Raw genomic sequence first — 23,369 nt, forward strand, 5'->3', positions numbered from 1 at the left:
TAGCCGCCGGTCAGTGACCGATGCCGGTGGAAGCCTAAAGGCCTGTTTTCCCGGTTGGCCCTTATTACAAGAAACCCGCGAAGAGGATGCTGAATGTTGCCGCTATACCCGGAGATTCGACCCTATAACCAAAGCCATCTGGCGGTAAGCGGTGGTCATCAGCTCTATTTTGAAGAGTCGGGAACGGCCGATGGCCTGCCGGTGGTGGTGATCCATGGTGGCCCGGGAGCCGGATGTTCCGAGCAGATGCGGCGCTTCTTCGACCCCGAACACTACCGCATCATACTCTACGACCAGCGCGGTGCCGGTCGGTCCGAGCCCCATGCTGAAACCGACAACAACACCTCAGAAGCTCTGGTCGACGACCTTGAACAGTTGCGTCAGCATCTGAGCATTGATCGATGGGTGCTGTTCGGTGGCAGTTGGGGCAGCACCCTGGCGTTACTCTACGCAGAGGCCTACCCAGGGCGGGTGTCTGCCATGATATTGCGTGGCATCTTTCTCGGCCGGCAGCAGGATCTCGACTGGCTGTATCGCAGTGGGGCCGGCCGGTACTTTCCGGAAGAGTGGGAGCGCTTTCTGGAACCGGTTGAAGGGACCACCGGAACCGACCTGGTCGAAGACTATTATCAGTTGTTGCATGGCAGCAATGATCTGGCGCGGGTTGGGGCTGCCAAGGCCTGGGCTCGCTGGGAGGCCGTTAATGCCTCGCTGCGACCCAGCACCCAGTCACTCGACTACTTCACCCAGACGCATGTAGCGTTAAGTCTGGCGCGCATTTCGGCGCACTTCTTTCGCGAAAAGTGTTTTTTGGCCGACAACCAGATTCTGGAAGCGGCCGGAGCGCTGGCGGGCATACCCGGAACCATTGTTCATGGCCGCTACGACATGATCTGCCCGCCCGAGCAAGCCTGGGCCTTGTCGAAACACTGGCCGGATGCCGAGCTCGACTTTATTCGTGAAGGCGGTCATTCCGCCTTCGATCCGGCCAACGTCGATGCGCTGGTGCGTGCCACGCAAAAATGGAGTCGCTACCTGCTTCATGACCCCGGGCGGGCAGAATAGGCTCATTGGGGTCGTTTTTTTGACAAACTCGACTATGGTATCAACGCACCTTTACTGACCTTCCCGCCAACTGGACGTTATTGCATGAAAGCCCTGATTCAGCGTGTCACCCAGGCACAGGTTACTGTCGACAATGCCACCATCGGTGCCATTGATCAGGGCTTGCTTGTACTGGTGGGCATCGATCCGGATGATGACGCGCCGAACATCCACAAAATGGCCCATCGATTGCTTCATTATCGTGTGTTTGCCGATGCCGACGGGCGCATGAACCTGAACGTCCAGCAGGTCAGTGGTGGCGTATTGCTGGTGCCGCAATTCACGCTCTCGGCCGATACCCGCAAGGGTCTGCGGCCCAGCTTTACGTCGGCCGCCACCCCGGAACACGGAGTCACGGTGTTTTCGTCCCTGGTTGAAGCAGTGAAACAGCGCCACCCCAGGGTCGAGACCGGCCAGTTTGGCGCCAACATGCAAGTGAGCCTGACGAACGACGGGCCGGTTACTTTCTTGCTGGAACACTGAATGCCAACAGGCTGAACGCGTGACGAGTCATCCTTTAGTGGGAGGCGCAAACGACACCCCTGCAATCGCTTGTTGGCACTGAGGCCTTTACAATGACCGACCTTCAACAAAAAAAACATGACCGCTTTGATGACTGAGATTGCCCCGTGACCACGGACCAGCCCGACACATTTGATGTCTGCCTCGAGCAGGCTTGGCGAATAATGCTTTCGGATGCAGATTCGGCACTGGCACTTTTGGTACAGGCCAGAGCGATGGTTGGTCAAGATACATTAAGGGCTTGCCAACTGTCGTTTCATGAAGGCTGGGGTTACAACTTCAGCGGAGACTACCTGCAAGCGCTTAAACGGTTTTCCGACGCGTCAACGCTGGCTGAACAACTTAAGGACCCCGAGGAATTCTGGCGCATTCATAACGGCAAGGGAATGGCCTATCAGGGTATGGGGCAGTATGGCGAAGCGCTATACCATTATCGCCAGTCGCTGGTAATCTCCCAGTCGGTTGGCAACATGAACGGCATCTATGCCTCCCTGCTGAATTTAGCGCTACTAAACTACGAAATCGACGATCTGAGCAGTGTAGAAGAGCTGCTTAATCAAATGTTGGGGCTCGACAACTCTGAAGTCAATGCCGAGAATCTCGGTGAAGCCGCCCTGTTACAAGCCCACCTGCACAGCCGGCACAGCCGCTTTCAGGATGCGCTGCTCGGTTGCCGTGCCGCACTTGAATACGCCCGCCAGCTGAATTTCGGCCATCTGGAAATTCAGGCGCTGATCGCCGTTGCCCGCTGCCAGCGCCTGCAGAACCGCCTGGTCGAGGCTGAAACCACCTTGCTGGTGACCATCGATCACCCCGAGTTCGATAAAGAAGGGGTCACCGGGCTCTACGCTTACATCGAGCTGGCCAAGGTGCTCGCCTCCACCGGACAATTTTCCCGGGCGGTGCATACGCTGCGCCAGGGGCTGCGCCGAGAGGGCTTGCCCGAATTCAGCCTGATTCAGCAACGTGCGCTGGAAACCCTGGCGGTGTGTCTGGATCGGGCCAAAAAATACCGGGCCGCGCACATAGTTCTGCGCCTGGCGCTGGATCTTGAACGCAAGCTGCAACAACGGGACGTGCGTCGCCAGATCGAGTTGCGGCAATACGAAGCCAAGATGGAAGACGAACGTCTGGCCCGGCAGATCGCGCAGCACGAGAACCGGCAGCTCAAGGCCGCCCAATCCCGGCTGCAGCTGATCAATGAGCTGGCTCGCCAGCTGGCCTCGTCGCTGCGCATGGACGATATCGGCCAAAAGCTGTACGACATTGTTCGCCAGCGGCTCGATGTGCACTTTGTCTCGCTGGCGCTGAACCGCCCGGACGTTGAAGCCATTGAATACGTGATGGTCATTGACGACGGCGTCCGGCTGCCTGGGTTTTCTATCCCCTACTCATTCGATCAAAGCCGGGCAGTGCAGGCGATTCGTTCCGGCGAACCGCTGATGATCAGCGGAGAAAAACACTCGCTCAGCTCGTTCAGGCTGGGTGATAACCGCAAGTTGCCGTTGTCTCAGCTGTTCGTGCCATTGATTCATAACCAGGCCGTCATCGGCATGGTGTCGCTGCAAAGTTCCGTGGCTGAACGCTTTGGCTCCGATGAGTTGGAGTTATTGAGCTCGCTGGCACCCTTCATTGCCATTACGCTGAGCAATGCATTGAGTCACCAGCAACTGTACGAAGTGAATACCGCCCTGTCGCACGAGAAAACCCAGATAGAAGCGGCCCAGCAACGCATCGAGTACATGGCGAATCACGACACCCTGACGCGCCTGCCCAACCGGCGACTGCTGGTCAACTTTGTGGATGAGCGGATCGCGATGGCCAATGAATCCGGCCGGGCTTTCTATCTGGTGTACATCGACCTCGATGGATTCAAACCGGTGAACGACCGCCATGGTCACCGCGTAGGCGACTCCGTCTTGATGGCGCTTGCAAGCCGGCTTTCCGATGCCCTGCGCAAGACCGATTTCGCCGCCCGCGTCGGCGGCGACGAGTTTGTGATCATTGTGGATGATTTCGACAACGAACCGGCCATTCACGCCTTTATCAGCCGAATGCTCTCGGTCATAGAAAAACCGGTGGTTTCCAATAACGAGCAGGTCGCGGTGTCGGCCAGCATTGGCGTGGCACGGTACGGATCACACGGGCGGGATCTGGATACGCTGATGCACCATGCCGACCAGGCCATGTATGGCATCAAGCGCTCCGGAAAGGGCGGTATTGCCTACGCCGAGCAACACCCGCGCACGCTGTTTTAACCGGCCCGATTCAGGCGCCGGAAAAACTCAGAATCTTGATGGCCAGGCTGGCAAACACCAGCAGACTGACCAGCCAGCTCCAGAACACCAGAGTTTCCCATAGGTGCCGGGCCCGTTGCCGCAGACCTTTGGGCGGGTCTTTTTCCGGCCGGGTCAGCGCCAGCAGCGCACCCAGTAACACCAGCCCCAGGCCAGCGACAAAGCCGGTAAAGAGTTCGTCTCCGTTGAGTTCAGGGTGTGCCACCGCCCAGCCGATCATGGCCGGGAACACCAGGGCACCCAGTGTCATTAACGGCCATGCCAGCCGACGCATCGGGTAGAGCCGTACCAGGGTTGCGTGTTGCAGGGTCATCAGTTTCATTGGGGAATGGCGTGCACCAGCGGTTGAATGGACTAACAGTTCGATTTGGGCCCATCCTGCCCGTTATTGGGGGCGGGTGTCCAGAAAGTCGCGCATCCAGCGTGCAATTCGTTCGCCCTGGTGGTCAACCGCCAGACTTTCGACAACCGCCTGCATCTGCTCGGCGGTAATATCGCCTTCACGGTAGCCCAGCAACGCCTGCTGATAGTCTTTGGTGAATTCTGGGTGCCCCTGAAAACACAGCACCCTACCCGGAATGTGATAGGCCGCGTAGCGACAGAAATCGTTGGTGAGCAGGGTTTCAGCACCCGGCGGCAAGGCCAGCACCTGATCGCGATGGCTGATCAGTAACGATACCGGTTCAGGCTGATCGACAAAGGCGGGCAGGTCGGCCCGGGCCTGGTCATCAAAATCGTAGGTCATCACCCCGAGTCCCCAGCCTCGGTCGGCTCGCCCGGCGGCCCCGCCCAGGGCATGCGCCAGCAACTGATGGCCAAAACAAATGCCGATGATGGGCTTTTCAGCCTCATAGACGTCTTTGCAGAAGGCACGCAACCGGACAATCCAGTCGTCGTCGGCAAAGGCATCGTGCTGGCTGCCAGTGATCAGGTAGGCATCGAAGTCGCCGATCGATTCCGGGTACTTTCCGTCAATGACCGGGAAAACCTCGATATTCCCGCTGAAATCGACGCTGTTTAACAGGGTCGTGAACATCCGCCCATAGCTGTGATAGCTCGGTTTCAGTGCAGGTCGCAGCACATCGGTTTCCAGGATGGCCAGTTTCAGAGGAGCTGTCATAGGGGTCGGAATTTCCGCATCAGAAGTCGCAAGGCAGGGTACAGACGGCCGCAGCAGGGCCAAACCCGGTGTTGGGCCATTATGGTTATGGCGACGCGGATTTCAAGCGGCTCCGGATGGAGCCGCCTGTTAGAACGAATCCGATTTAGTCGGCAACGATGGCCTCTAGGCTGATTTCAACCCGGCGATTGGACGCCCGGCCCGTGGCAGTGCTGTTGTCGGCAATAGGGCGCAGTTCCCCGTAGCCTTCAGCGGCAACGCGTTCAAACGCTATGCCCTTGCTCAGCAACACTTCGGCAACACTGGCGGCACGACGTTCAGACAGCAGTTGGTTGTAGCTTTCAGCGCCAGTGCTGTCAGTGTGCCCCTCAATGGTGACCAGGGTGTTTTCATATTCCTGAACGACCCGGGCAACCGAGTTCAGCGTGTCCATAAAGTCGGGACGCAGCTCGGAGCTGTTAGTATCGAAGGTGATGTTGCCGGGCATGATCAGGTTGATTTCGCCTTCTTCGGTGCGCTCGACCTGCACACCGCTGTTGACCAGTTCTTCACGCAGTTCCGCTTCCTGCCGGTCCATATACAGGCCCACGCCGCCACCGGCGACGCCGCCAATGCCGGCACCGATTAAGGCACGTTTGGCGCGTTCTTCCTTCGGCGCGGTGGCGGCACCGAGAACGGCGCCAATCAGGCCACCCGCGATAGCGCCCTTGGACGCGCCGCTGACCTGTGATTCGCCCGTGTACGCATCAAGCGTAGTACAACCGGTTAACACCGCGCCAGACAGAGCCAGTGGCAGCGCCAGTTTATGCCAGGTATTCATCATTGATTCTCCGTTTCATACATCAGGGTCGGCCAGCATGGGCTGCCCGAAAAATACAGGGTAAAAGGCTAATATGAATCATCGTTTAAATCGATGACTGATCAGATCCAGCGGTAAGGCGGACGACTGTTTTGCCTCCTCCATCACAATATAACTCTTGGACTCCCGCACGTGCGGCAGTGCCAGCAACAGATCACCCAGGTACTTACGGTAGCTGGGCAAGTCCGTCAGCCGTATTTTAACCAGATAATCCGACTGACCCGACACCAGGTGGCATTCTTGTACGTAACTGAGGCCATCGACCGCTTTGCGAAACTCATCAAACGCCTCGGCCGACTGATTCGACAGGGTGATCTCGATAAACACCAGCAAGCCCAGCCCCAATGCCTCGGGCGACAGTATCGCCTGGTAACCCTGAATCAGACCTGACTGTTCGAGCCGTTTTACCCGGTCCATGCAAGGCGTCGTTGACAATCCGACCGTTTGAGCCAGATCGACGTAGGAGATGCGAGCGTTATCTTGCAGGGTTCGAAGGATCTTCAGATCAATTCGATCCAGCTTACGGCTCTTGCCGGAATCAGCAGAGGTAGGGTGGGTGGTGTCGGACATCGATATTCCCCGGAAAGTTCCTTCAGCATACCTGACCCCCCGACGTTGAAGCAATCCGCATACCCACGACCGTCACGGGTGGAGTTGACGCCAACCCGGCGACTTCGTACTATTGCGCAGCTCGTATAACCACGCCGGACATTCCCGCAAATGCCCCGTGAAATCAATGGTTTGCGACGCCGACCTTTATCGGAGAGTAGCTCAGCTTGGTAGAGCACTACGTTCGGGACGTAGGGGTCGCAGGTTCGAATCCTGTCTCTCCGACCAATCAAAATCAGTGTTAAATCCAACCCGCCGACACGAGTCGGGCGACCCGTGGGTCGCAGCAGGATGGCCTGCCCGTTCAATCCCGTCTCTCCGACCAATCAAAATCAGTGTTAAATCCAACCCGCCGACACGAGTCGGGCGACCCGTGGGTCGCAGCAGGATGGCCTGCCCGTTCAATCCCGTCTCTCCGACCAATCAAAATCAGTGTTAAATCCAACCCGCCGACACGAGTCGGGCGACCCGTGGGTCGCAGCAGGATGGCCTTCCCGTTCAATCCCGTCTCTCCGACCAACCTTCCTCTTTCGTTAATATCCCCAGGGCATGAGCCAGCGCGACAGCCGGTGTTGGCGTTAGGCTGGTCGCTATCCCATGACGATTATTTAACTGCCAGCGCCGCCCGATCCTGGCGTGGCGACAGACCGAACTTCCGGGCGTATTCACGTGAGAACTGAGCAGAGCTTTCGTAGCCCATGCGAAAGGCGATCTCCGACACCTTGGTGGACGTTCTGTGCAGCGCGTCGCGGGCGTTCAGCAAGCGAAGGTCCTTCTGGTATTGCAGTGGCGATGTGCCCGTGACGGCCTTGAAATGCTCAAAGAAGGTGGAGTTGCTCATGCCGACGCGATCCGCGAGTTCTCTCACAACCAACCTTCGCGACAGATCGGACTGGATTTCGCGCGTTGCCTGAAAGATGCGGCTGGCGGTTGTTTCCTGCCACAGTAGTTTTTGCAACACGTCGGCATGGGGACCCAGAAGCAGCCTTGCATGGATTTCCTGCCGGGTGATCGGGGCCAGCAGCTGGCGCGTCTCGTCGCCCGCGCATTGGTCGAGATAACGGGTCAGCGTTTCCTCCATCACTGGATCGGTCGGGCATAGCCTGATCGAGAAGGGATCGTGGTTGCGCACTCCCTGCGCGAGCGGTACGGCGTTGGCAAGGCCGCGCAGCAGGTCGGGGTCGAGCGGAAAGACCAGCGCCATATAAGGCGTATCGTGCGTAGCGTTGGTGATCCTCGAAACAATCGGCAGTGCGTGGCTGACGATCAACGATTGTCCGGAATTCACCGTCAGGCTGTGTGCGCCTGCATTGACCTGTTTGGCACCCTGCAGGACAAGGCATAGCAGCGGATGGTAAACCGCAGCCTGCAAGGGGCTGGGCGCCTCGAACCGCAGGAAATGCATCCCGCTCTCAGCATGGGCCAGCCCTCCCTGTGCCACTCCGGCGCGATCCATCAGCGCCGTAGTGCTGGCCAGTAACTCTGTCATGCCGTTCTCCTTTCATGAATTTCGCAGCAAGGCTGACGCCACTGTTTGGACGATTTACTCTAAAGGCCGGAGGAATAGGCATGTTTTTCGGAAAAACGATAAAGAATAGTCAATTTCCCCGGAGTATCGTATCTCTATCTTCCAACAAGGATAAGTCACATGGCAAAGATTTTCATCACCGGAATCGCGGGGGGTATTGGTCTGCCCACTGCGAGAGCGCTCATGGCGCAGGGGCATCAGTTGGCGGGCAGTGTCCGTAACCGCAATGGCCGTAACGCTCATACGGTCTCCAAACTGGAAGCTGAAGGCGTACAGATTGTCGAAATGGATGTAACCGACACCGCGAGCACTGAGCTAGGCGTGGCTGGGGCCATTTCCGCGCTTGGCGGACTTGACGTGCTGTTCAACAATGCCGGTATTGGGTCGTATGGCATCCAGGAGCTGATGTCGCCCGAGGACATGACTCGCGTGTTCAATGTGAACGTAACAGGCGTGCAACGTGTTATGCGCGCCGCTCTACCATATCTCAGGGCCCAGGGGCACGGCACGATCTTTTATACGTCTAGTTTGATCGGGCGCATTGCAACACCGTTCTACGGGACCTATTGTGCGTCGAAATGGGCGCTTGAGGCGGTGGTCGAATGCTATCGCACGGAGTTGTCCGGTTTCGGCATCGAATCCTGCATCATCGAACCGGGCGCTATGCCCACCACGTTTTTCGACGGGATGGTCACGCCAGTGGATCCGGAGCGCGAGGCGCAGTATGGGCATTTCGCAGCCGTTCCCGCACTGTCTGCGCAGAGTCTCGCTCAGATGCTGGAGGCAACGCCTTTACAGCGGCCCGAGCGCGTCGCGGAGGCTGTTACTGACCTATTGGCGCTGCCCTTTGGCCAGAAACCGTTTCGTACGGTAGTCGATTATACCGGCGTCGGCTCCGAGATTGAGCGTTACAACACCGCGCTGCGTGACGTCACCCACACCGTCATGACCCATTTCGGCATCGCTGACATGCTGCGTCTCAACGCCTGAAGGAGGCTACACATGCCCACTATTCTCATCACTGGTGCGTCCTCCGGCATTGGCAAGGCTACCGCGATGCGCTTTCAAGCCGAGGGCTGGAACGTTATTGCCACCATGCGCAACCCGACCGACTCTGATCTTGCCAGTCACGACCGTATGCTGGTGACCCGCCTTGACGTGACGGACTCGGTGTCGATCACGGCGGCGGTGAACGAAGGCGTCGACTGCTTCGGCGCCGTTGATGTGCTTCTGAACAACGCCGGGTATGGCGCCTACGGCCCGCTTGAAGCCTTCTCGACTGACCGCATTCGTCGCCAGTTTGATACCAACGTCATCGGACTGCTGGAGGTGACCAAAGCCGTGCTGCCAACGATGCGAACGCGCCGCAGCGGTACCGTTGTCAACATCTCATCCATCGGCGGGCAGATCACCTTTCCGCTCGGTACCTTGTATCATGGCACCAAGTTCGCCGTCGAAGGTCTCTCCGAAGCGCTGCATTACGAGCTGGAGCCTTTGGGTATCCGTGTGCGCATCGTCGAGCCGGGCATGATCAAGACAAACTTCGGCGGGCGTTCCTTCGATTTCGCCATGGATGATCGCCTGACCGACTACGCCCCCACCGCCGCAGCAATGGGGCGCCTCTTCGGCCAATTATCGTCCAACCCGTCGCCGCCCGAGGTCGTGGCTGAGGTCATATGGCAGGCCGCGAACGATCCCGGCGATCAGTTGCGGTTCCGAGCCGGGTCGGATGCCATCGACTTGCTGGACCGGCGCAAAGCGCAGGATGACGCCAGCTTCATCGGTAACATCAAGGCGCTGATGAAAGAATGACCCCCTAACCACGGACGCGGCACCCCGGCTGGTTCGGCGTGACGCCTCGCGCAAGACAAGCCGACCAAGCGCCGCATCAGTAGAGTTAACGCCTGATCACGAGCAAAGTGAACGCTCTGGCTTAATCCAGATCCCAGGCCGGTGCAAAACTCGGGTTGGCCAGTCTCAAGCCGTAACCCAGGCGGTCGATGCGCGCTGACTCCGATACCGTCAATTCCAGGTCCATGGCGGCCAGGTTACTGTGCAGATGTTCGTGCCGGGTCGATGACGGTATGGTGATGATGCCTCGTTGCTTGATCCAGGCCAAAGCCACCTGAGCGGGTTTCACCCCTTTGTTCTCGGCAATGGCATTCAAGACTGGATCGTCATTGACCCGGCCAACCGCCAACGGCATGTAGCCGGTCACCAGAATGTCGTGTTTCTGGCAATGCTCGACCAGCTTGCGATTGGGCAGGTAAGGGTGAATTTCCACCTGGTTGGTCAGCAAGCTGTTGGGCCCAAGAATGGAAAGGGCTTCATCAATCTGTGCGATGGTGAAGTTGGAGACCCCAATATGTCGAGTCAGGCCCGCTTCCTGCGCGGCTTTCAATTCACCCAGGTACTCGGCCATGGGGATACCCCCCTCCGGCGCCGGCCAGTGCACCAGTAGCAGGTCCACCTGGTTCATGTTCAGGCGGGACAGGCTTTGCTCGACACTGCGCCGGAAATGTTCGCGGCTGAGCTGGTCGACCCACACCTTGGTGGTCACAAACACCTCCTCCCGGCTGACTGGGCTGTCGGCAATGGCTTTGCCAACGGCCGCTTCGTTGTCGTACATCTGGGCGGTGTCGATGGTGCGGTAGCCCAGCGCCAGTGCTGTGGTGACCGCCTGGTAAGCGACGTCGTCTTTCAGTCTGTAGGTGCCCAGACCGGGGTTGTTCAGCATGGCTTCCGACATTTCAGGCTCTCCGGCGTTAGAATAACAACCAATAAATAATTCGGTAGATGATAGGGTGGGGGTGGTTTGCTGTGCTTAAAGGGTCGACAGCCGCAGACACCGCTTATGGTCTGTCCATAATAAGAAAACAACGTCATACGGGTGGTTATGAAGAAGCTGGGAATACTGATCGCAACACTTAGCCTGCTGGGTTGTAACACGAGCAGCGAGTCTGAGGTGGAAAGCGCTGAAGCGGGACTGGCGCTAACTGACGTGACACTGGAAGGCAAGGTGGGGACCGGTCGCTGGTACACCCGGGCCCAGGTTGAACGGGGCCGGGAGACCTTTGAGCGGTATTGTGCGGCTTGCCATGGTGCTAATGCCGAAGCGACCCCGAACTGGCGCACGCTCGATGCCAATGGCAACTATCCACCGCCGCCACTGAATGGCACCGCGCACGCCTGGCATCACCCGCTGGCGGTGTTGTCGATGGTGATCGAGGAAGGAGGCGAACCGCTTGGTGGCGTTATGCCCGCCTGGGGCGATACGCTGAGTGAAGCCGAGATTGTTGACGTGATTGCCAGCTTTCAGAGTTACTGGCCGGATGAGATTTATCAGCTCTGGCTGGAACGCGAACGCGCCAGTCGCGGGCTGACTCCTTAAGCGGCGCTAAAAAACCACACTGATCCGTATGGCTAACGGGATGCCCCGGTAAAAGTGCGTGATGTCGTTGCTGAACCCTTCGCCGCTGTAGTCTTCCGAGAAGCGAATGGTTGGCAGGGCAATAAACTCCGTCATGATCGGCCCCGAATGGGATTGCAGCGACAACGGCGTACTGATGCTGAAAAAGGCAAGGCTGTCGCTTTCAATGCGGTCGCGGCCATCGATCAGTGGGTTGGCGTAGTCCCACAGCAGCCAGCCTGAACCAAAACCGCCACCGGCCTGAAACGACAGGTGTTTGAACAGGGGCCAGCGTTTGCCCGCAGTTAGCTGCCAGCCAATGATGCCTGGGTCTTCCAGCGTACTCCCCCGATCGTGATCAAATTCTGCGTCGAGGTAATAGGCAGACAGCGTGATCTCCATTCCCTCATCAAAACCGGCAGCGCCAATTTCATAGCCCTGGCGACTGTGATAGGTGGACTGTTGGCCGATTTCCGGGAAATAACGACCAACCCAGAACCGGCCCGAATCAAATTCCGGTTCGTTCCAGCCCGTATGACCATCGAGTGACCGTTCCGATGGGTAACCACCGGTATTGAGGATCAGGGAAGCTTCCGTGTCTGCATACCAGCTTGTGGATGATTGTGACTGGTGAGTTATGTCGCGGTCGTCGGGGTTTTCCGACTGTGCCAGTTGCCCCGCTTCACTGATACTGGCCGAGCGGATGCGCTCTGGCTGAGAAGAACAGGCGGTCAACAGAGTGCCGAGCAACACCAGGCTGAAACGAGAATAACCGGACCCACGGTAGACAGACGCCATAACGATTTCCCTGAACGGTGGTAATTGAGATCCATGCACTGGGGGGAACTATACAACAGAGAGTTATTGCTCGGTTAGTGGCCCCGCTTTATCTAGAAAGTGTAAAGAGGTAAAGTTTTGGTTCGTTCCAAGAGGGAGCGGCAGGCGAGAACGCCTGCACAGCGAAAATAACCGATAACGAACAAGGAAACGTTATGACGAGCCAGTCCCTGACCGACACTCCGGTCACTTCCCGATCTTCTCTCAAGCCCATTCCCGTTGCCTTCAATGGCCGTGGCGGCGAATATTTCGGCATCTGGATTGTTAACATCGCGCTGACGGTGCTGACACTGGGTATTTACTCCGCCTGGGCCAAGGTCCGTAACAAGCGGTACTTTTATGGCAATACCGAGGTTGCCGGTGCTTCCTTTGAGTACCTGGCCACCGGCGGCCAAATTCTGAAAGGGCGCCTGATCGCTGTGGCGGTCTTTGTGGTCTTTTCATTGCTGTCGAGCTTCATTTCCCCTGAAGTGTACGGCCTTTTCATGCTGGCTTTCATGGCGGCGATGCCCTGGCTGATTAACGCCGGCCTGCGATTCAATGCCCGATATTCCGCCTACCGTGGCGTGCGTTTCCGCTTCACCGGCACCTACTGGGCTGCCTGCAAGGCGTTTTTTCTGTACCCACTGCTGGGCATGATCACGCTTGGCATCATGATGCCGCATGCCATGCATTATGCCGCCCGGTATGTGGTCACCAACCACGCCTATGGCAACAAAGCCTTCAAGTTTGATGCGACGGTCAAACAATATCAGTCGGTTGTGCTGGGCTTGGTGATCGGCATTATCGCGTCCATTGCATTAATCGCCATCGGTTTCAGCCAGGCGTCCATTGCTATGATTGCGGTGGGTTACCTGGCCATTTACGGTTTGTCTCTGGCGTTCAAACCCTTGCTGTTCAATGTCTACTGGCAGGGCGTGAATCTGCAGAAAAATCGTTTTGAGGCCAATATGCCGGTGGGTCGTTTTATCTGGGTATTTATCAGCAATTCGATTGTGGTGGCGCTCACTTTGGGTCTGGCTTTTCCCTGGGCTCAGGTTCGGCTGGCGCACCTGAACGCGAACTCTCTTACCTTCCTGCATGCCGGTAACCTCGGTAGCATCGCAGCCAGCCAGGCAAAAGAAATGTCTGCTGTCGGGGAAGAGCTGGGCGAAGTCTACGACGTGGATGTCGGCTTTGGCATCTAACGGACCTGTTGCAGGTCGCCGATGGCGGCCTTCAACACCAGGCAGACTCTCACTATGACTCAAACCTTCAGCGCTCACTTTTACCCCGAGGGTTTTGCCGATAGCCAAACCGTTACGGTATTGCTGGATGCCAGTGGCTGGCTGAGTTTTCAGGCGTTCGACAAAAAGTACCGCTGCCCGTTCAACCAGGTTACGGTCAGCGACCGGCTGGGCCGGTCCCCGAGGTTTCTGACATTGCCCGAACTGGGCAGGCTGGAAACCCGCGACAACGACTTTGTTGATAGGGCATTGCGCCACTTTGGTCACCAGGGAAAACGTACCCTCTGGCTACCAAAGCTGGAGCGGGCGCCCTTGTGGATTCTGGGTCTGTTGATTGTGGTTGTTGTGACCGGCTGGGCTACCTACCGGCATGGCATTCCGGCTATGGCCCGTGTAACGGCACCTCTGGTGCCGGACAAAATACGGGAGTTGGCGGGTAAAGAGGCGCTGGACTGGATGGAGCGCGGCTGGCTAACCCCCTCCCAATTGAGTGAAGAGCGCCAGCAGGCACTTCGCGGGGCGTTCGATCGCCATTTTGGGGACCAACTGACCGGTCTGAACGTCCGTGTGTTGTTCTATAACAGTGATGCCTTTGGTGCCAATGCCTTTGCCCTGCCAGACGGAACCCTGGTCTTCACCGATCAGTTCGTGGCGCTGGTCAATGAAGCCGAATTCCTGGCGGTCGCCGCGCACGAGGTCGGCCATGTCCGCCACGATCATGGTATTCGGGGCATCATCAGTTCCTCTGCCCTGGTCGCCGCCACCTTGCTGATTACCGGCGACAGCGAGGCTCTCTCTGAAATCATCGTCACTGCCCCCTACGCCCTGGCGCAGCTCTCCTATTCGCGTGATATGGAACGGGAGGCCGATACAGCAGCAATGGAACTGATGCAGGCCGCCGGTCTCGACCGACAGGCTTTCGCCTCGGCCCTGCGGAAGATGGTGGACAGTCACGGTGTCAGCGAAGACGGAGCCAGCAGGGCCTGGGAGGAATACCTCTCCAGCCACCCCGCGACCGACGAGCGAATCAAGCGCTTTGAGTAGAGTTTTAGCCTGCCTGAAACCCAGGGTCCGGAGTTTGGGTTACCTGGGTGATTATCGCCCGCGTCGGCTACCGGTGATGCCTCTGCGGGGTCGGCGTAAATCCGTCCTGGCGGTCCGACGTCTCGGGCCTAGACCGCAGGATATGAATCCCTTCCCTGGGATTCACCCTTCGGGCTCGCTGCGCTCATGCTAAAACGCTCCTGGCGTTTTAGTCCCTGCTGCGGACTCCCCCGCAGAGACATCACCGGCATCCGTCGCTCGAAGTGTGCGCACTTCAGAACTCGACATGGACTCTCGCCAGAATCAGCGATCCGAGAAGAAGCCCGCAGCGCTAACAATCAGATGAATGGGAAGCTCTAGCCTACCCGCTCATCGCTGTGTTTTATTTCTTGTCGAGCGCCGCATCCAGCTTAAGTGTGCGCAACCTCAGTGCATTACCAATCACCGAGACCGATGACAAGCTCATGGCGGCTGCGGCGATCATCGGCGACAACAAGGCGCCGAAGATCGGGTAAAACAGACCAGCCGCAACGGGTACGCCCAGGGTGTTGTAAACGAACGCGAAGAAGAGGTTCTGTTTGATGTTACGCAATGTGCCATGGGCCAGTGCGCGCGCGCGGACGATGCCGTTCAGGTCACCTTTTACCAGGGTGATGCCTGCGCTTTCCATTGCTACATCGGCACCGGTGCCCATGGCGATGCCGACATCGGCAGCGGCCAGGGCGGGTGCATCGTTCACACCATCGCCGGCCATGGCCACGGTTGCGCCCTGCTTGCGCAGTTCTTCAACCAGTTTTTGTTTGCCTTCGGGCGAGACGCCGGCGCGTACCTCATCGATGCCCAGTTCACCGGCGACTGCCTGAGCGGTGGTTTCGTTGTCGCCGGTGGCCATGACCACGCGCATGCCTTGTGCCTGCAGGGCGCGAATGGCGTTGGCGGTGGTTTTCTTGATCGGGTCCTGCACTGCGATCAGGCCGGCCAGTTTGCCGTCGACGCCCAGATACATGACCGTTTTGGCGGCTTTGCGCATTGTGTCGGCTTGTTCTTCAACGTCGGTTAAATCTATACCTTTGTCGTCGAACAGGGCGGCATTGCCCATTAACAGGTCATGCCCGTCAACCCGGCCGATAATGCCCTGGCCGGTCACCGAATCGAAGGTTTCAGGCTCTTGCAGTTTGGCTTCACGCTGCTTGGCTTCGGCTACTATGGCCTCGGCCAGCGGGTGTTCGGAGCTGCGTTCCAGGCTGCCGATCCAGCCTAGCAGGGCGGTTTCATCCTGATCGTTCAGGGCGACCAGGTCGGTGACCTTGGGTTTGCCTTCGGTCAGGGTGCCGGTTTTGTCGACGATTAAGGTGTCTACTTTGGCAAATCGTTCCAGCGCTTCGGCGTCTTTGATCAGCACGCCCGACTGAGCACCATGGCCGGTGGCGGTCATGATCGACATCGGCGTGGCCAGCCCCAGGGCGCAGGGGCAGGCGATGATCAGAACGGACACCGCCGCAACAATGGCGTAGGCCATGGCCGGTTCTGGCCCAACCAGCGACCAGATAACGAAGGCGACCATGGCGACCAGCACGACAGTGGGCACGAAATAGCTGGCCACCCGGTCGGCCAGGCCCTGAATGGGTGCGCGCGAGCGCTGGGCCTGGGCGACCATGGCGACGATTTGCGACAGCACGGTTTCGGAGCCGACCCGTTCGGCGGTCATGACCAGGGTGCCAGTCTTGTTGAGGGTGCCACCGGTCAGTTGGTCGCCTTTGGTTTTTTCCACCGGTACCGGTTCGCCGCTGATCAGGGATTCATCCACGGAAGACTGGCCTTCGGCGACCACGCCATCGACCGGGATACCGCTGCCAGGCTTGACCCGCAAGCGGTCACCGCTTTGTACCTGGTCGAGCTGAATTTCCTCGTCATCGCCGTTGTCGTTAATGCGCACGGCGGTTTTGGGGGCGAGATCGAGCAGGGCGCGAATGGCCGAGCCGGTGCGTTCGCGGGCTTTCAGTTCCAGTACCTGGCCGAGAAAGACCAGGGCCACGATGACCGCAGCGGCTTCAAAGTAGACCGGAACGTGGCCTGATTCCATGCGGAAGGCATCGGGGAACACCCCGGGCACCAGCGTCGCGACAACGCTATAAGCGAAAGCAGCCCCTACGCCGAGACTGATCAGCGTCCACATATTGGGGCTGCGGTTAATGATGGAGTTCCAGCCGCGCACGAAAAATGGCTGGGCGGCCCAGAGTACGACCGGGGCGGCCAGTATCAGTTCCAGCCAGATGGCGGGGCCTTCGCCCAGCCAACGGCGAAATGGCAAACCGATCATCGGGCCCATGGTAATCAGCAGTAACGGCACCGCTGCGACGACGCTGATCCAGAAGCGCCGGGTGAAGTCGATCAGCTCCGGGCTGGGGCCGGTGTCTTCCAGCGAAGGCGTCATCGGTTCCAGGGCCATCCCACATTTGGGGCAGGTGCCGGGGCCTTCCTGCACGATTTCCGGGTCCATCGGGCAGGTGTATTTTGTGCCTTCGGGCATGGGTTCGGGCGCTTCACTCGGGTCGAGGTAGCGCTCCGGGTCTTCTTCGAATTTGTGCTGGCAACGTTCCGAGCAAAAATAGTGGGCCTTGCCCTCATGCCGGGCCATGCCTTTGGGGCGGTCGCGCTGCACGGTCATGCCGCAGACCGGGTCTTTGGCGGTCTCGAAGGCGTCGGGGTCGTTATCAAATTTGGTTTTGCAGCCGGCGCCACAGAAATAGAAGTCGTGCCCGTCGTGCTCGCTGTGATGCTTGGCGGTATCGGGCGATACGGTCATACCGCAGACCGGATCGCGCCGTTCGGCCGTGTTGGTTTGAGATTGGCTCATGGTCTCTCCTTCAAGATGCGATAGGCACCAGAATGTATGAGACACAGGCTAGACCTTCCAGTCGTTGGAAGGTCAAGTAATGATTTGAGTTCTGAAGTTACAATTACCTGCAGTGCCTGAACCCGCGCCGGATGGCAGAGGTACTCCTGCAGGGTCGCCGTAAATACACCGAAACGTCGGACCGCCCTGTAGGCTTAACTTCGGGATATGAATCCCATCCATGGGATCCACCCCCCAGGCTCGCTTCGCTCATGCTAAAACGCTTCCGGCGTTTTAGTCCATGCCTCAGATAACTCCGCAATTTGGGAGTTAAAACCTTGATCAGTTCGTATTGACCTTAAACAGCCGGAACGGGCCCCGGTGCTTTACGCCGATGACTGGCAAACGCCAGGTTACGAGCCAGTCGCAACAAATGGCGGTCGCTGCCGGGTGGGCCGATCAGAGAAAAGCCGACCGGGCCGCGTCCATCGCGAAGCCAGGGTAACGACAACTGAGGCAAGCCGGCCACACCCGCTAAGGCCGTCAGGCACAGGGTCTGGCCGCGAATGCGGTCGACTTCGTCGGCGGGGGCTGAGAGGGGCAGTGCCGCTGCTGGCACGGTGGGCATGCACCAGACGGTGTCGTCACCGATCAGGTCCCGTACGCGCTGGCGCAGGCCATTCAGGTTTGTCTGGGCAGCTCGGGCTTCTTCTGCCGTTATGTTTGATGCGGCTTCAAAGCGTTCGGCGACGCCTGGGCCAAACACGGGTTTGTTCGTGGTTATCCATTCACCATGTGTCTGCCAGGCTTGATAGGCCTGTACCACTTGAAAAACTCGACGGTAACTTTCCAGTGAACCGACTGATACGGAGCGAGACACCGGTAGGCCCAGTGACCGTATCGCACGGCGCGCCTGTTGCGCGATCTCCATACCGACCAAGTCCATTCCGTCGCTGAGCAGGGCCACCTGGTTTGGAATCGGTGCGTTGGTCTGCGGCAGCAGGGCATCGCCTACGGCCATTAGAATATCCGCGCGCTGTGCCAGCCAGCCTACGGTATCAAACTGCGGCGCCAGGCTGCCTACTCCGGTTCGGCTAACTGCGCCGTGACTGGGGCGCAAGCCGTACAGGCCACAGTAACTGGCCGGAATGCGGATTGAGCCGCCGGTGTCGGTGCCTATGGCAAAATCGACCAGACCCTGAGCGACAGCTGAGGCCGAACCACTCGACGATCCGCCCGGGGTGGCATCTGGCACGGCTGGGTTTGGGGCGACACCATAGTGATGGTTGTTGCCTGCCAGGCTGTAGGTCAGTTCATCGGTTTGGGTCTTGCCAGTCAGTTCGGCGCCCTGCGCCAGGCACTGGCTAATGCAGTCGGCGTGTTGGTCGGCAGCGGAGTGAGTGCTTGCCCACTGGGGGTGACCCATTCCCATGGTGGTGCCGGCCACGTCCATCACATCTTTAACCGCGAAACGCAGACCGGTTAAAGGCCCCGGGTGAGTGGGTGCCGCATGAACCGGATCATCAGTAATAATAGCGCTACAACGTTGCATGGCATGTTCCTCTAAACGGGTCAGGACTCGTCATAACGTGGCCACCAGTCCATCGGCTCTGGGGTCTGCCGCCCCTTCAATCACGCCATCGGGTCGGTGCACCAGGGCGCCGGCGTGACCCAGGGTGTCGCTGAAGGCTTCATCAAGTATTTCGACGTCGTGTCCGGCGTTGCGCAATTGGTCGACCAGCGACGGGTCGAAGCGGTTTTCCAGTTTCAGCCGGGTGTCGGTGTCGCCCCAGGTCCGCCCTAACAGCCAGCGCGGTGCGGTCACGGCCTGCTGTAAAGGTTGGCCGAACATCGCATAGCGGCTGAATACGGCCGCCTGGGTCTGCGGCTGGCCTTCACCGCCCATGGTGCCGTACACCATGGTGCGGCCATCATCGAACTCGGCCAGGGCCGGGTTCAGGGTATGGAAGGGGCGGCGGCCCGGGCTGAGTGCGTTGCGCGAGGCCGGGTCGAGCGAAAAGCTGGTGCCCCGGTTTTGCCAGGTAACGCCCGTGCCTGGTACCACCACGCCTGATCCGAATTCCCAGTAGACGCTCTGAATAAAACTGACCGCGTTGCCGGCTTTGTCGATGCAGCCCAGCCAGACGGTGTCGCCAGGCTTGGTTGGGTTGGGCCAGGGGCGTGCGTGGGTCATCGACAGGGTTTTGACCTGTTCGTTCAACGCCTCGGGTGTGAGCCAGCGTGCCGGTGAATCCGTCAGCCAATCGGGGTCGATGCACTCCAGGTCGCGCACCGTAAATGCGGCCTTGGTGGCCTCAATCAGGCCATGCAGGTGGTCAAAGCCTTCGCCTTCGGCGATGTTCAGCCTGTCGAACAGACCCAGAATAATCAGCGACGCCAGCCCTTGTGTCGGTGGCGGCAGGTTGTACACCGTGCTGCCTTTCAGCCGGGTATGCAGCGGCTCGACCAGGCGTGCCCGAAACGCCTCAAGGTCCGCACGGCGAACCGGACTGCCGAGCGCTTCCAGGCCCTGCGACAGGGTTTGGGCGAGGTCACCGCGATAAAAGTCGTCCAGCCCGGCACGGCTTAGTTGGGCGAGTGTGTCTGCCAGGTCGGGCTGCAACAGGATGTCGCCTTCGGAAGGTGGCTGGCCGTTGTTGAGAAACACCTCGGCAAAACCGGGCTGCTGAGCCAGTTGATCCAATTTGGCGCGCGTCAGCGCAGCCTGGCTCTGGCTGACCACGATGCCTTCTCGCGCCTGCTGTTCGGCAGGGGCGAGTAAGCGAGAGACCGGGGTATTGCCACCCAGCTGGTGCGCAACTTTTAACGCCTGTTGCCAGCCGCCGATGGTGCCAGCGACGGTCAGCGCCGCGCGCGGGCCCCGGCTCGGGATGGTGGATTCGTCAGCACCGGTGTAAAACTCAATATCGGCCGCTTGCCCGGCCGGACCGCAGGCATCGATTGCGATTGGCGTGCCATTGGCCGGTTTGATCAGCCAGAAGCCATCACCGCCCAGTGCATTCATGTGCGGGTACACCACAGCGATGGAGGCCGCGGCGGCCACCATGGCTTCCACCGCGTTGCCGCCTTCTTGCAGCACATCCCGCCCGGCCTGGGCGGCGCTGTGGTGGGGCGCAACGCAGGCGCCGGCGAGTGTGCGTTTGGTGTGGATCATTACGGCTGGCTCCTTGCCCGGTGAATCATTGCTGAGCGCTCTGAGCGCGGAAGGCCCAGCCGGTCATGCGTTTTTCGATGACCACGAACAGGGCGTACATCAGCACCCCTTCAATGGCCAGTGCCAGCAAGCCGGCGAACACCAGCGGCACTTCGAAGTTGGCCTGAGCCATCAGCATCATGTGGCCAAGCCCGGAATTGGCGGCCACGGTTTCAGACACCACCGACCCGACAAAGGCCAGGGTGATGGCAACTTTCAGCGAGCCAAAGAAATGCGGCATGGCGCCGGGTAAGCCGACTTTCAGCAGACGGTCAAGCTTGCTGGCACCCAGGGCGCGCAATATGTCGTCCATTTCCGGTTCGGTAGTGGCCAGACCGGTAGCGACGTTGACCACAATCGGGAAAAACGAAATGAGAAAGGCGGTGATGATCGCCGGTACCGAGCCGATGCCAAACCAGAGCACCAGAATCGGCACCAGGGCAACTTTGGGAATCGAGTTAAAGCCGACCATCAGCGGGTACAATCCGCGATAAAGTCGGCGCGAACCGCCGACCGCGACGCCCAGTATTAATCCGAACACCACGGCGAAGCCAAACCCGGCCATGGTGGTCCACAGGGTTTGAATGGAATTAATCATCAGGGCGCGCTGAAATTCGACCGCTGCCTGGGCAATTGCCGAGGGCGGTGGCAGAAAATACACGGGCAGGGAAAAGAGGTGGCAGACTGCTTCCCAGACCACGAAAAAGCCGATGATGATCCAGAACGACATCGCTTCTTCGCGTCGAAACCAGCCGAGCCAGTGTCGCAATCGTGACGGGCGCGGTGCGGCGGTTGCCGGCGTTGACAGGGTGCTTGTGGTCATGATGTGGCTCCCAGCACGGGTTTCGAAGCAGCCTGGGCCCGGGTGCCGCGAATGTGTTCCCGCAGGTCGTGCACATGGCTGACAAAACCGGGTTCAAAGCGAATGTCGAGGTCGCGCGGCTGGTCAAAGGTGATGTTCTGGCGCACCAGCATGCGTCCCGGCCGGGCACTCATCACATAGACGGTGTCGGAGAGGTACACCGCTTCGGTCAGATCGTGGGTGACCATCAATACCGTAAACGTTCGATGCTGGCGCAGTGTCTGCAGCACCAGCCAGAGTTCTTCCTTGGTAAAGGCATCGAGTGCGCCGAAAGGTTCATCGAGCAGCAACAAAGGCGGTTCGTGAATCATGGCACGGCACAACGAAGCCCGCTGGCGCATACCGCCAGACAACTCCCAGGGGTACTTGCTGCCCATCCCCTCAAGGCCAACAGCGGTCAGCAGGTCTTCAGCCTGGCGCCGGTACTGGGCCTTGCGGTGGCGAAAATCCGACTTGGTGGCGGGGGCGACTTCCAGCGGCAGCAGGATATTATCGAGCGTGGTGCGCCAGGGCAGCATGATGGCATTCTGAAACGCCATGCCGACCTGGCTGCGCGGCCCGGTGACCGGTTCGTTGTCGATCAGAATCTGGCCTTCCTGGGGCGTTAGCAAGCCGGAAAGCAACTTCATGAAGGTCGACTTGCCACAGCCGCTTGGGCCGACAATGGCGGCGAATTCGCCACTGTCGATGTGCAGGTCGATGCCATCCAGCACCAGCTGTTCCGGGGCCATGCCACCGTAGCCGAGGCGTAAGCCTTCTATATCAATCACACTCATACTGCGGGCCTGTCTTGAATGGAATCAGGGCGCTGACGCGCCCGTTTGAAAGGGGATGAAAGATTACTGCAGCATCCGCTCTTCAGCGCTGGGCAAATAGGCATCGGTGAAAATGTCGTCGACTTCGGGTTTGTTGTTGAAACTGTAGGCGATGCCGATCTGGTCGATGGCTTCGCGCATCCGCTCGGGGTCAATGTCGCCCATGCCATTGGCAATAACGGCATCGGTGAGGATGTTGTCGTCGATCGACATGATCAGCCGTTCCAGTTCAACCTCTTTGCGGGCAATGCTGTTGTGGGCCATTACGTATTCAACGGCCGCTTCCGGGTCGGCGATGGTGTCGCGCCAGCCGCGAATGGTGGCGCGCAGGAAGGCGGTGACCGCTTCCGGGTTTTCTTCAGCAAAGGTCGGGTTAACGATGATGGCGTTGCCGTAGAGTTTCAGGCCGTAATCGCTCATCAGCATGACGCTGATGTCATCGGCGTCGACGCCCTTGGATTTGAGGTTAATGTAAGAGGAAAACGAGAAGCCGGTAATGGCGTCAACATCGCCCTGGGCCAGCATGGGTTCACGCACCGGGAAGCCGACGTTTTCGATGGTGACCTGGCTGGCATCGAGGTTGTTGGCTTCAACAAAGGCAGGCCACTGGGCGAAGGCGCCGTCGGTGGCCGGTGCGCCCAGGGTTTTGCCTTCAAGGTCGGCCGGTTCCATCACGCCCAGGCTCTTGCGCCCGACAATGGCAAACGGCGGGGCATCGTACACCATCATGATCGCCTGAACCGGTACGTCAGAGTCCTGATCGCGGAACTTAATCAGCGAATTGATGTCGGCAAAACCCAATTGGTAGGTGCCCGACCCAACCCGGGGGATGGCTTCCAGCGAGCCGCTACCGGTATCAATACTGACGTTCAGACCTTCTTCCTCATAGTAGCCACGGTCCATGGCCATCAGGTAGGGCGCTGCAGGGCCTTCGAATTTCCAGTCCAGTGCAAACTTGATATCGGTCGCAGAAGCGGCCGTGGCGCTAAGCAGTGCAACGACGCTGGCAACCAGAGATGCTTTGTTCATGGTGTTCCCCTGTGTGTGGCTTTAGGATTGGCCGGAGCCGGTACAGGGATATTGCAAA

Annotated in this window: 21 protein-coding genes and 1 tRNA gene; 9 read left to right on the forward strand and 13 right to left on the reverse strand. The window is 59.0% G+C overall.

What is annotated here, in order from left to right; all coding sequences use genetic code 11:
* Positions 1 to 93: 93 nt before the first annotated feature.
* The 3 genes from pip (at position 94) to EP166_RS16635 (ending at position 3,884) form a co-directional block, all read left to right on the forward strand.
* The gene (gene pip, locus EP166_RS16625) at positions 94 to 1,065 is read left to right on the forward strand and encodes a prolyl aminopeptidase (protein WP_127559153.1); all 972 of its coding nucleotides are present in this window, start codon (positions 94 to 96) and stop codon (positions 1,063 to 1,065) included.
* 84 nt (positions 1,066 to 1,149) lie between these two features.
* A complete protein-coding gene (gene dtd / locus EP166_RS16630; RefSeq protein WP_127559155.1) occupies positions 1,150 to 1,587 on the forward strand; it encodes a D-aminoacyl-tRNA deacylase in 438 nt (145 codons plus the stop codon).
* 254 nt (positions 1,588 to 1,841) lie between these two features.
* Positions 1,842 to 3,884, forward strand: a complete 2,043-nt coding sequence (locus EP166_RS16635) for a GGDEF domain-containing protein (RefSeq protein WP_164743989.1) — start codon at positions 1,842 to 1,844, stop codon at positions 3,882 to 3,884.
* Positions 3,885 to 3,894: 10 nt separating this feature from the next.
* On the opposite strand, the gene EP166_RS16640 is transcribed toward EP166_RS16635, so the two are convergent.
* From EP166_RS16640 to EP166_RS16655, 4 genes are all read right to left on the reverse strand, one after another.
* Complete coding sequence (locus tag EP166_RS16640) at positions 3,895 to 4,245, reverse strand: hypothetical protein (RefSeq protein ID WP_220432609.1); 351 nt, start codon at positions 4,243 to 4,245, stop codon at positions 3,895 to 3,897.
* A 63-nt stretch (positions 4,246 to 4,308) separates the two neighbouring features.
* Positions 4,309 to 5,043, reverse strand: a complete 735-nt coding sequence (locus tag EP166_RS16645; protein ID WP_220432610.1) for a glutamine amidotransferase-related protein — start codon at positions 5,041 to 5,043, stop codon at positions 4,309 to 4,311.
* A gap of 145 nt (positions 5,044 to 5,188) precedes the next feature.
* Positions 5,189 to 5,863, reverse strand: coding sequence for a YiaD family glycine zipper/OmpA-like lipoprotein (locus EP166_RS16650; protein WP_127559548.1), 675 nt, complete (start codon positions 5,861 to 5,863; stop codon positions 5,189 to 5,191).
* A gap of 78 nt (positions 5,864 to 5,941) precedes the next feature.
* Positions 5,942 to 6,472, reverse strand: a complete 531-nt coding sequence (locus EP166_RS16655; RefSeq protein WP_127559161.1) for a winged helix-turn-helix transcriptional regulator — start codon at positions 6,470 to 6,472, stop codon at positions 5,942 to 5,944.
* Positions 6,473 to 6,662: 190 nt separating this feature from the next.
* Between EP166_RS16655 and EP166_RS16660 the strand changes: the two genes are divergently transcribed.
* A tRNA-Pro gene (locus EP166_RS16660) sits at positions 6,663 to 6,739 on the forward strand.
* A 376-nt stretch (positions 6,740 to 7,115) separates the two neighbouring features.
* Here EP166_RS16660 and EP166_RS16665 read toward each other — a convergent pair.
* On the reverse strand, positions 7,116 to 8,000 hold the full coding sequence (locus EP166_RS16665; protein ID WP_127559163.1) for an AraC family transcriptional regulator: 885 nt from the start codon (positions 7,998 to 8,000) through the stop codon (positions 7,116 to 7,118).
* A gap of 159 nt (positions 8,001 to 8,159) precedes the next feature.
* Between EP166_RS16665 and EP166_RS16670 the strand changes: the two genes are divergently transcribed.
* Complete coding sequence (locus EP166_RS16670) at positions 8,160 to 9,029, forward strand: SDR family NAD(P)-dependent oxidoreductase (protein ID WP_127559165.1); 870 nt, start codon at positions 8,160 to 8,162, stop codon at positions 9,027 to 9,029.
* Positions 9,030 to 9,041: 12 nt separating this feature from the next.
* Positions 9,042 to 9,851, forward strand: a complete 810-nt coding sequence (locus EP166_RS16675; protein WP_127559167.1) for an SDR family oxidoreductase — start codon at positions 9,042 to 9,044, stop codon at positions 9,849 to 9,851.
* Positions 9,852 to 9,972: 121 nt separating this feature from the next.
* On the opposite strand, the gene dkgB is transcribed toward EP166_RS16675, so the two are convergent.
* Positions 9,973 to 10,788, reverse strand: a complete 816-nt coding sequence (gene dkgB, locus EP166_RS16680; RefSeq protein ID WP_127559169.1) for a 2,5-didehydrogluconate reductase DkgB — start codon at positions 10,786 to 10,788, stop codon at positions 9,973 to 9,975.
* 147 nt (positions 10,789 to 10,935) lie between these two features.
* On the opposite strand from dkgB, the gene EP166_RS16685 reads away from it, so the two are divergent.
* Positions 10,936 to 11,430 (forward strand): c-type cytochrome, encoded by a 495-nt coding sequence (locus tag EP166_RS16685; RefSeq protein ID WP_127559171.1) that lies wholly within the window; start codon positions 10,936 to 10,938, stop codon positions 11,428 to 11,430.
* Between the two features lie 6 nt (positions 11,431 to 11,436).
* Here EP166_RS16685 and EP166_RS16690 read toward each other — a convergent pair whose 3' ends face one another.
* Positions 11,437 to 12,246, reverse strand: coding sequence for a hypothetical protein (locus tag EP166_RS16690; RefSeq protein ID WP_127559173.1), 810 nt, complete (start codon positions 12,244 to 12,246; stop codon positions 11,437 to 11,439).
* Between the two features lie 194 nt (positions 12,247 to 12,440).
* On the opposite strand from EP166_RS16690, the gene EP166_RS16695 reads away from it, so the two are divergent.
* Both EP166_RS16695 and EP166_RS16700 read left to right on the forward strand, forming a co-directional pair.
* A complete protein-coding gene (locus EP166_RS16695) occupies positions 12,441 to 13,472 on the forward strand; it encodes a YjgN family protein (RefSeq protein WP_127559175.1) in 1,032 nt (343 codons plus the stop codon).
* A 54-nt stretch (positions 13,473 to 13,526) separates the two neighbouring features.
* Positions 13,527 to 14,555 carry a M48 family metallopeptidase gene (locus EP166_RS16700; protein ID WP_164743990.1) on the forward strand — a complete coding sequence of 343 codons (1,029 nt, stop codon included), beginning with the start codon at positions 13,527 to 13,529 and terminating at the stop codon, positions 14,553 to 14,555.
* Between the two features lie 382 nt (positions 14,556 to 14,937).
* Here the strand turns inward: EP166_RS16700 and EP166_RS16705 are convergent, their stop codons facing one another.
* The 6 genes from EP166_RS16705 to EP166_RS16730 all read right to left on the reverse strand — a co-directional run bounded on the left by EP166_RS16705 (position 14,938) and on the right by EP166_RS16730 (position 23,311).
* A complete protein-coding gene (locus EP166_RS16705) occupies positions 14,938 to 17,412 on the reverse strand; it encodes a heavy metal translocating P-type ATPase (RefSeq protein ID WP_127559179.1) in 2,475 nt (824 codons plus the stop codon).
* Between the two features lie 337 nt (positions 17,413 to 17,749).
* Positions 17,750 to 18,943, reverse strand: coding sequence for an amidase (locus tag EP166_RS16710; RefSeq protein ID WP_127559181.1), 1,194 nt, complete (start codon positions 18,941 to 18,943; stop codon positions 17,750 to 17,752).
* Between the two features lie 30 nt (positions 18,944 to 18,973).
* Complete coding sequence (locus EP166_RS16715; protein WP_127559183.1) at positions 18,974 to 20,566, reverse strand: gamma-glutamyltransferase family protein; 1,593 nt, start codon at positions 20,564 to 20,566, stop codon at positions 18,974 to 18,976.
* Positions 20,567 to 20,591: 25 nt separating this feature from the next.
* A complete protein-coding gene (locus EP166_RS16720; RefSeq protein WP_246026329.1) occupies positions 20,592 to 21,428 on the reverse strand; it encodes an ABC transporter permease in 837 nt (278 codons plus the stop codon).
* The gene (locus EP166_RS16725) at positions 21,425 to 22,243 is read right to left on the reverse strand and encodes an ABC transporter ATP-binding protein (protein WP_127559185.1); all 819 of its coding nucleotides are present in this window, start codon (positions 22,241 to 22,243) and stop codon (positions 21,425 to 21,427) included. The genes EP166_RS16720 and EP166_RS16725 overlap by 4 nt, the downstream gene beginning before the upstream one ends.
* A 63-nt stretch (positions 22,244 to 22,306) precedes the next feature.
* Entirely contained in the window at positions 22,307 to 23,311 is a 1,005-nt protein-coding gene (locus EP166_RS16730) for an ABC transporter substrate-binding protein (RefSeq protein WP_127559187.1), read from the reverse strand.
* Positions 23,312 to 23,369 lie beyond the last annotated feature (58 nt).

This window comes from Saccharospirillum alexandrii, from assembly GCF_004000275.1.
GTDB classification, from domain to species: domain Bacteria; phylum Pseudomonadota; class Gammaproteobacteria; order Pseudomonadales; family Natronospirillaceae; genus Saccharospirillum; species Saccharospirillum alexandrii.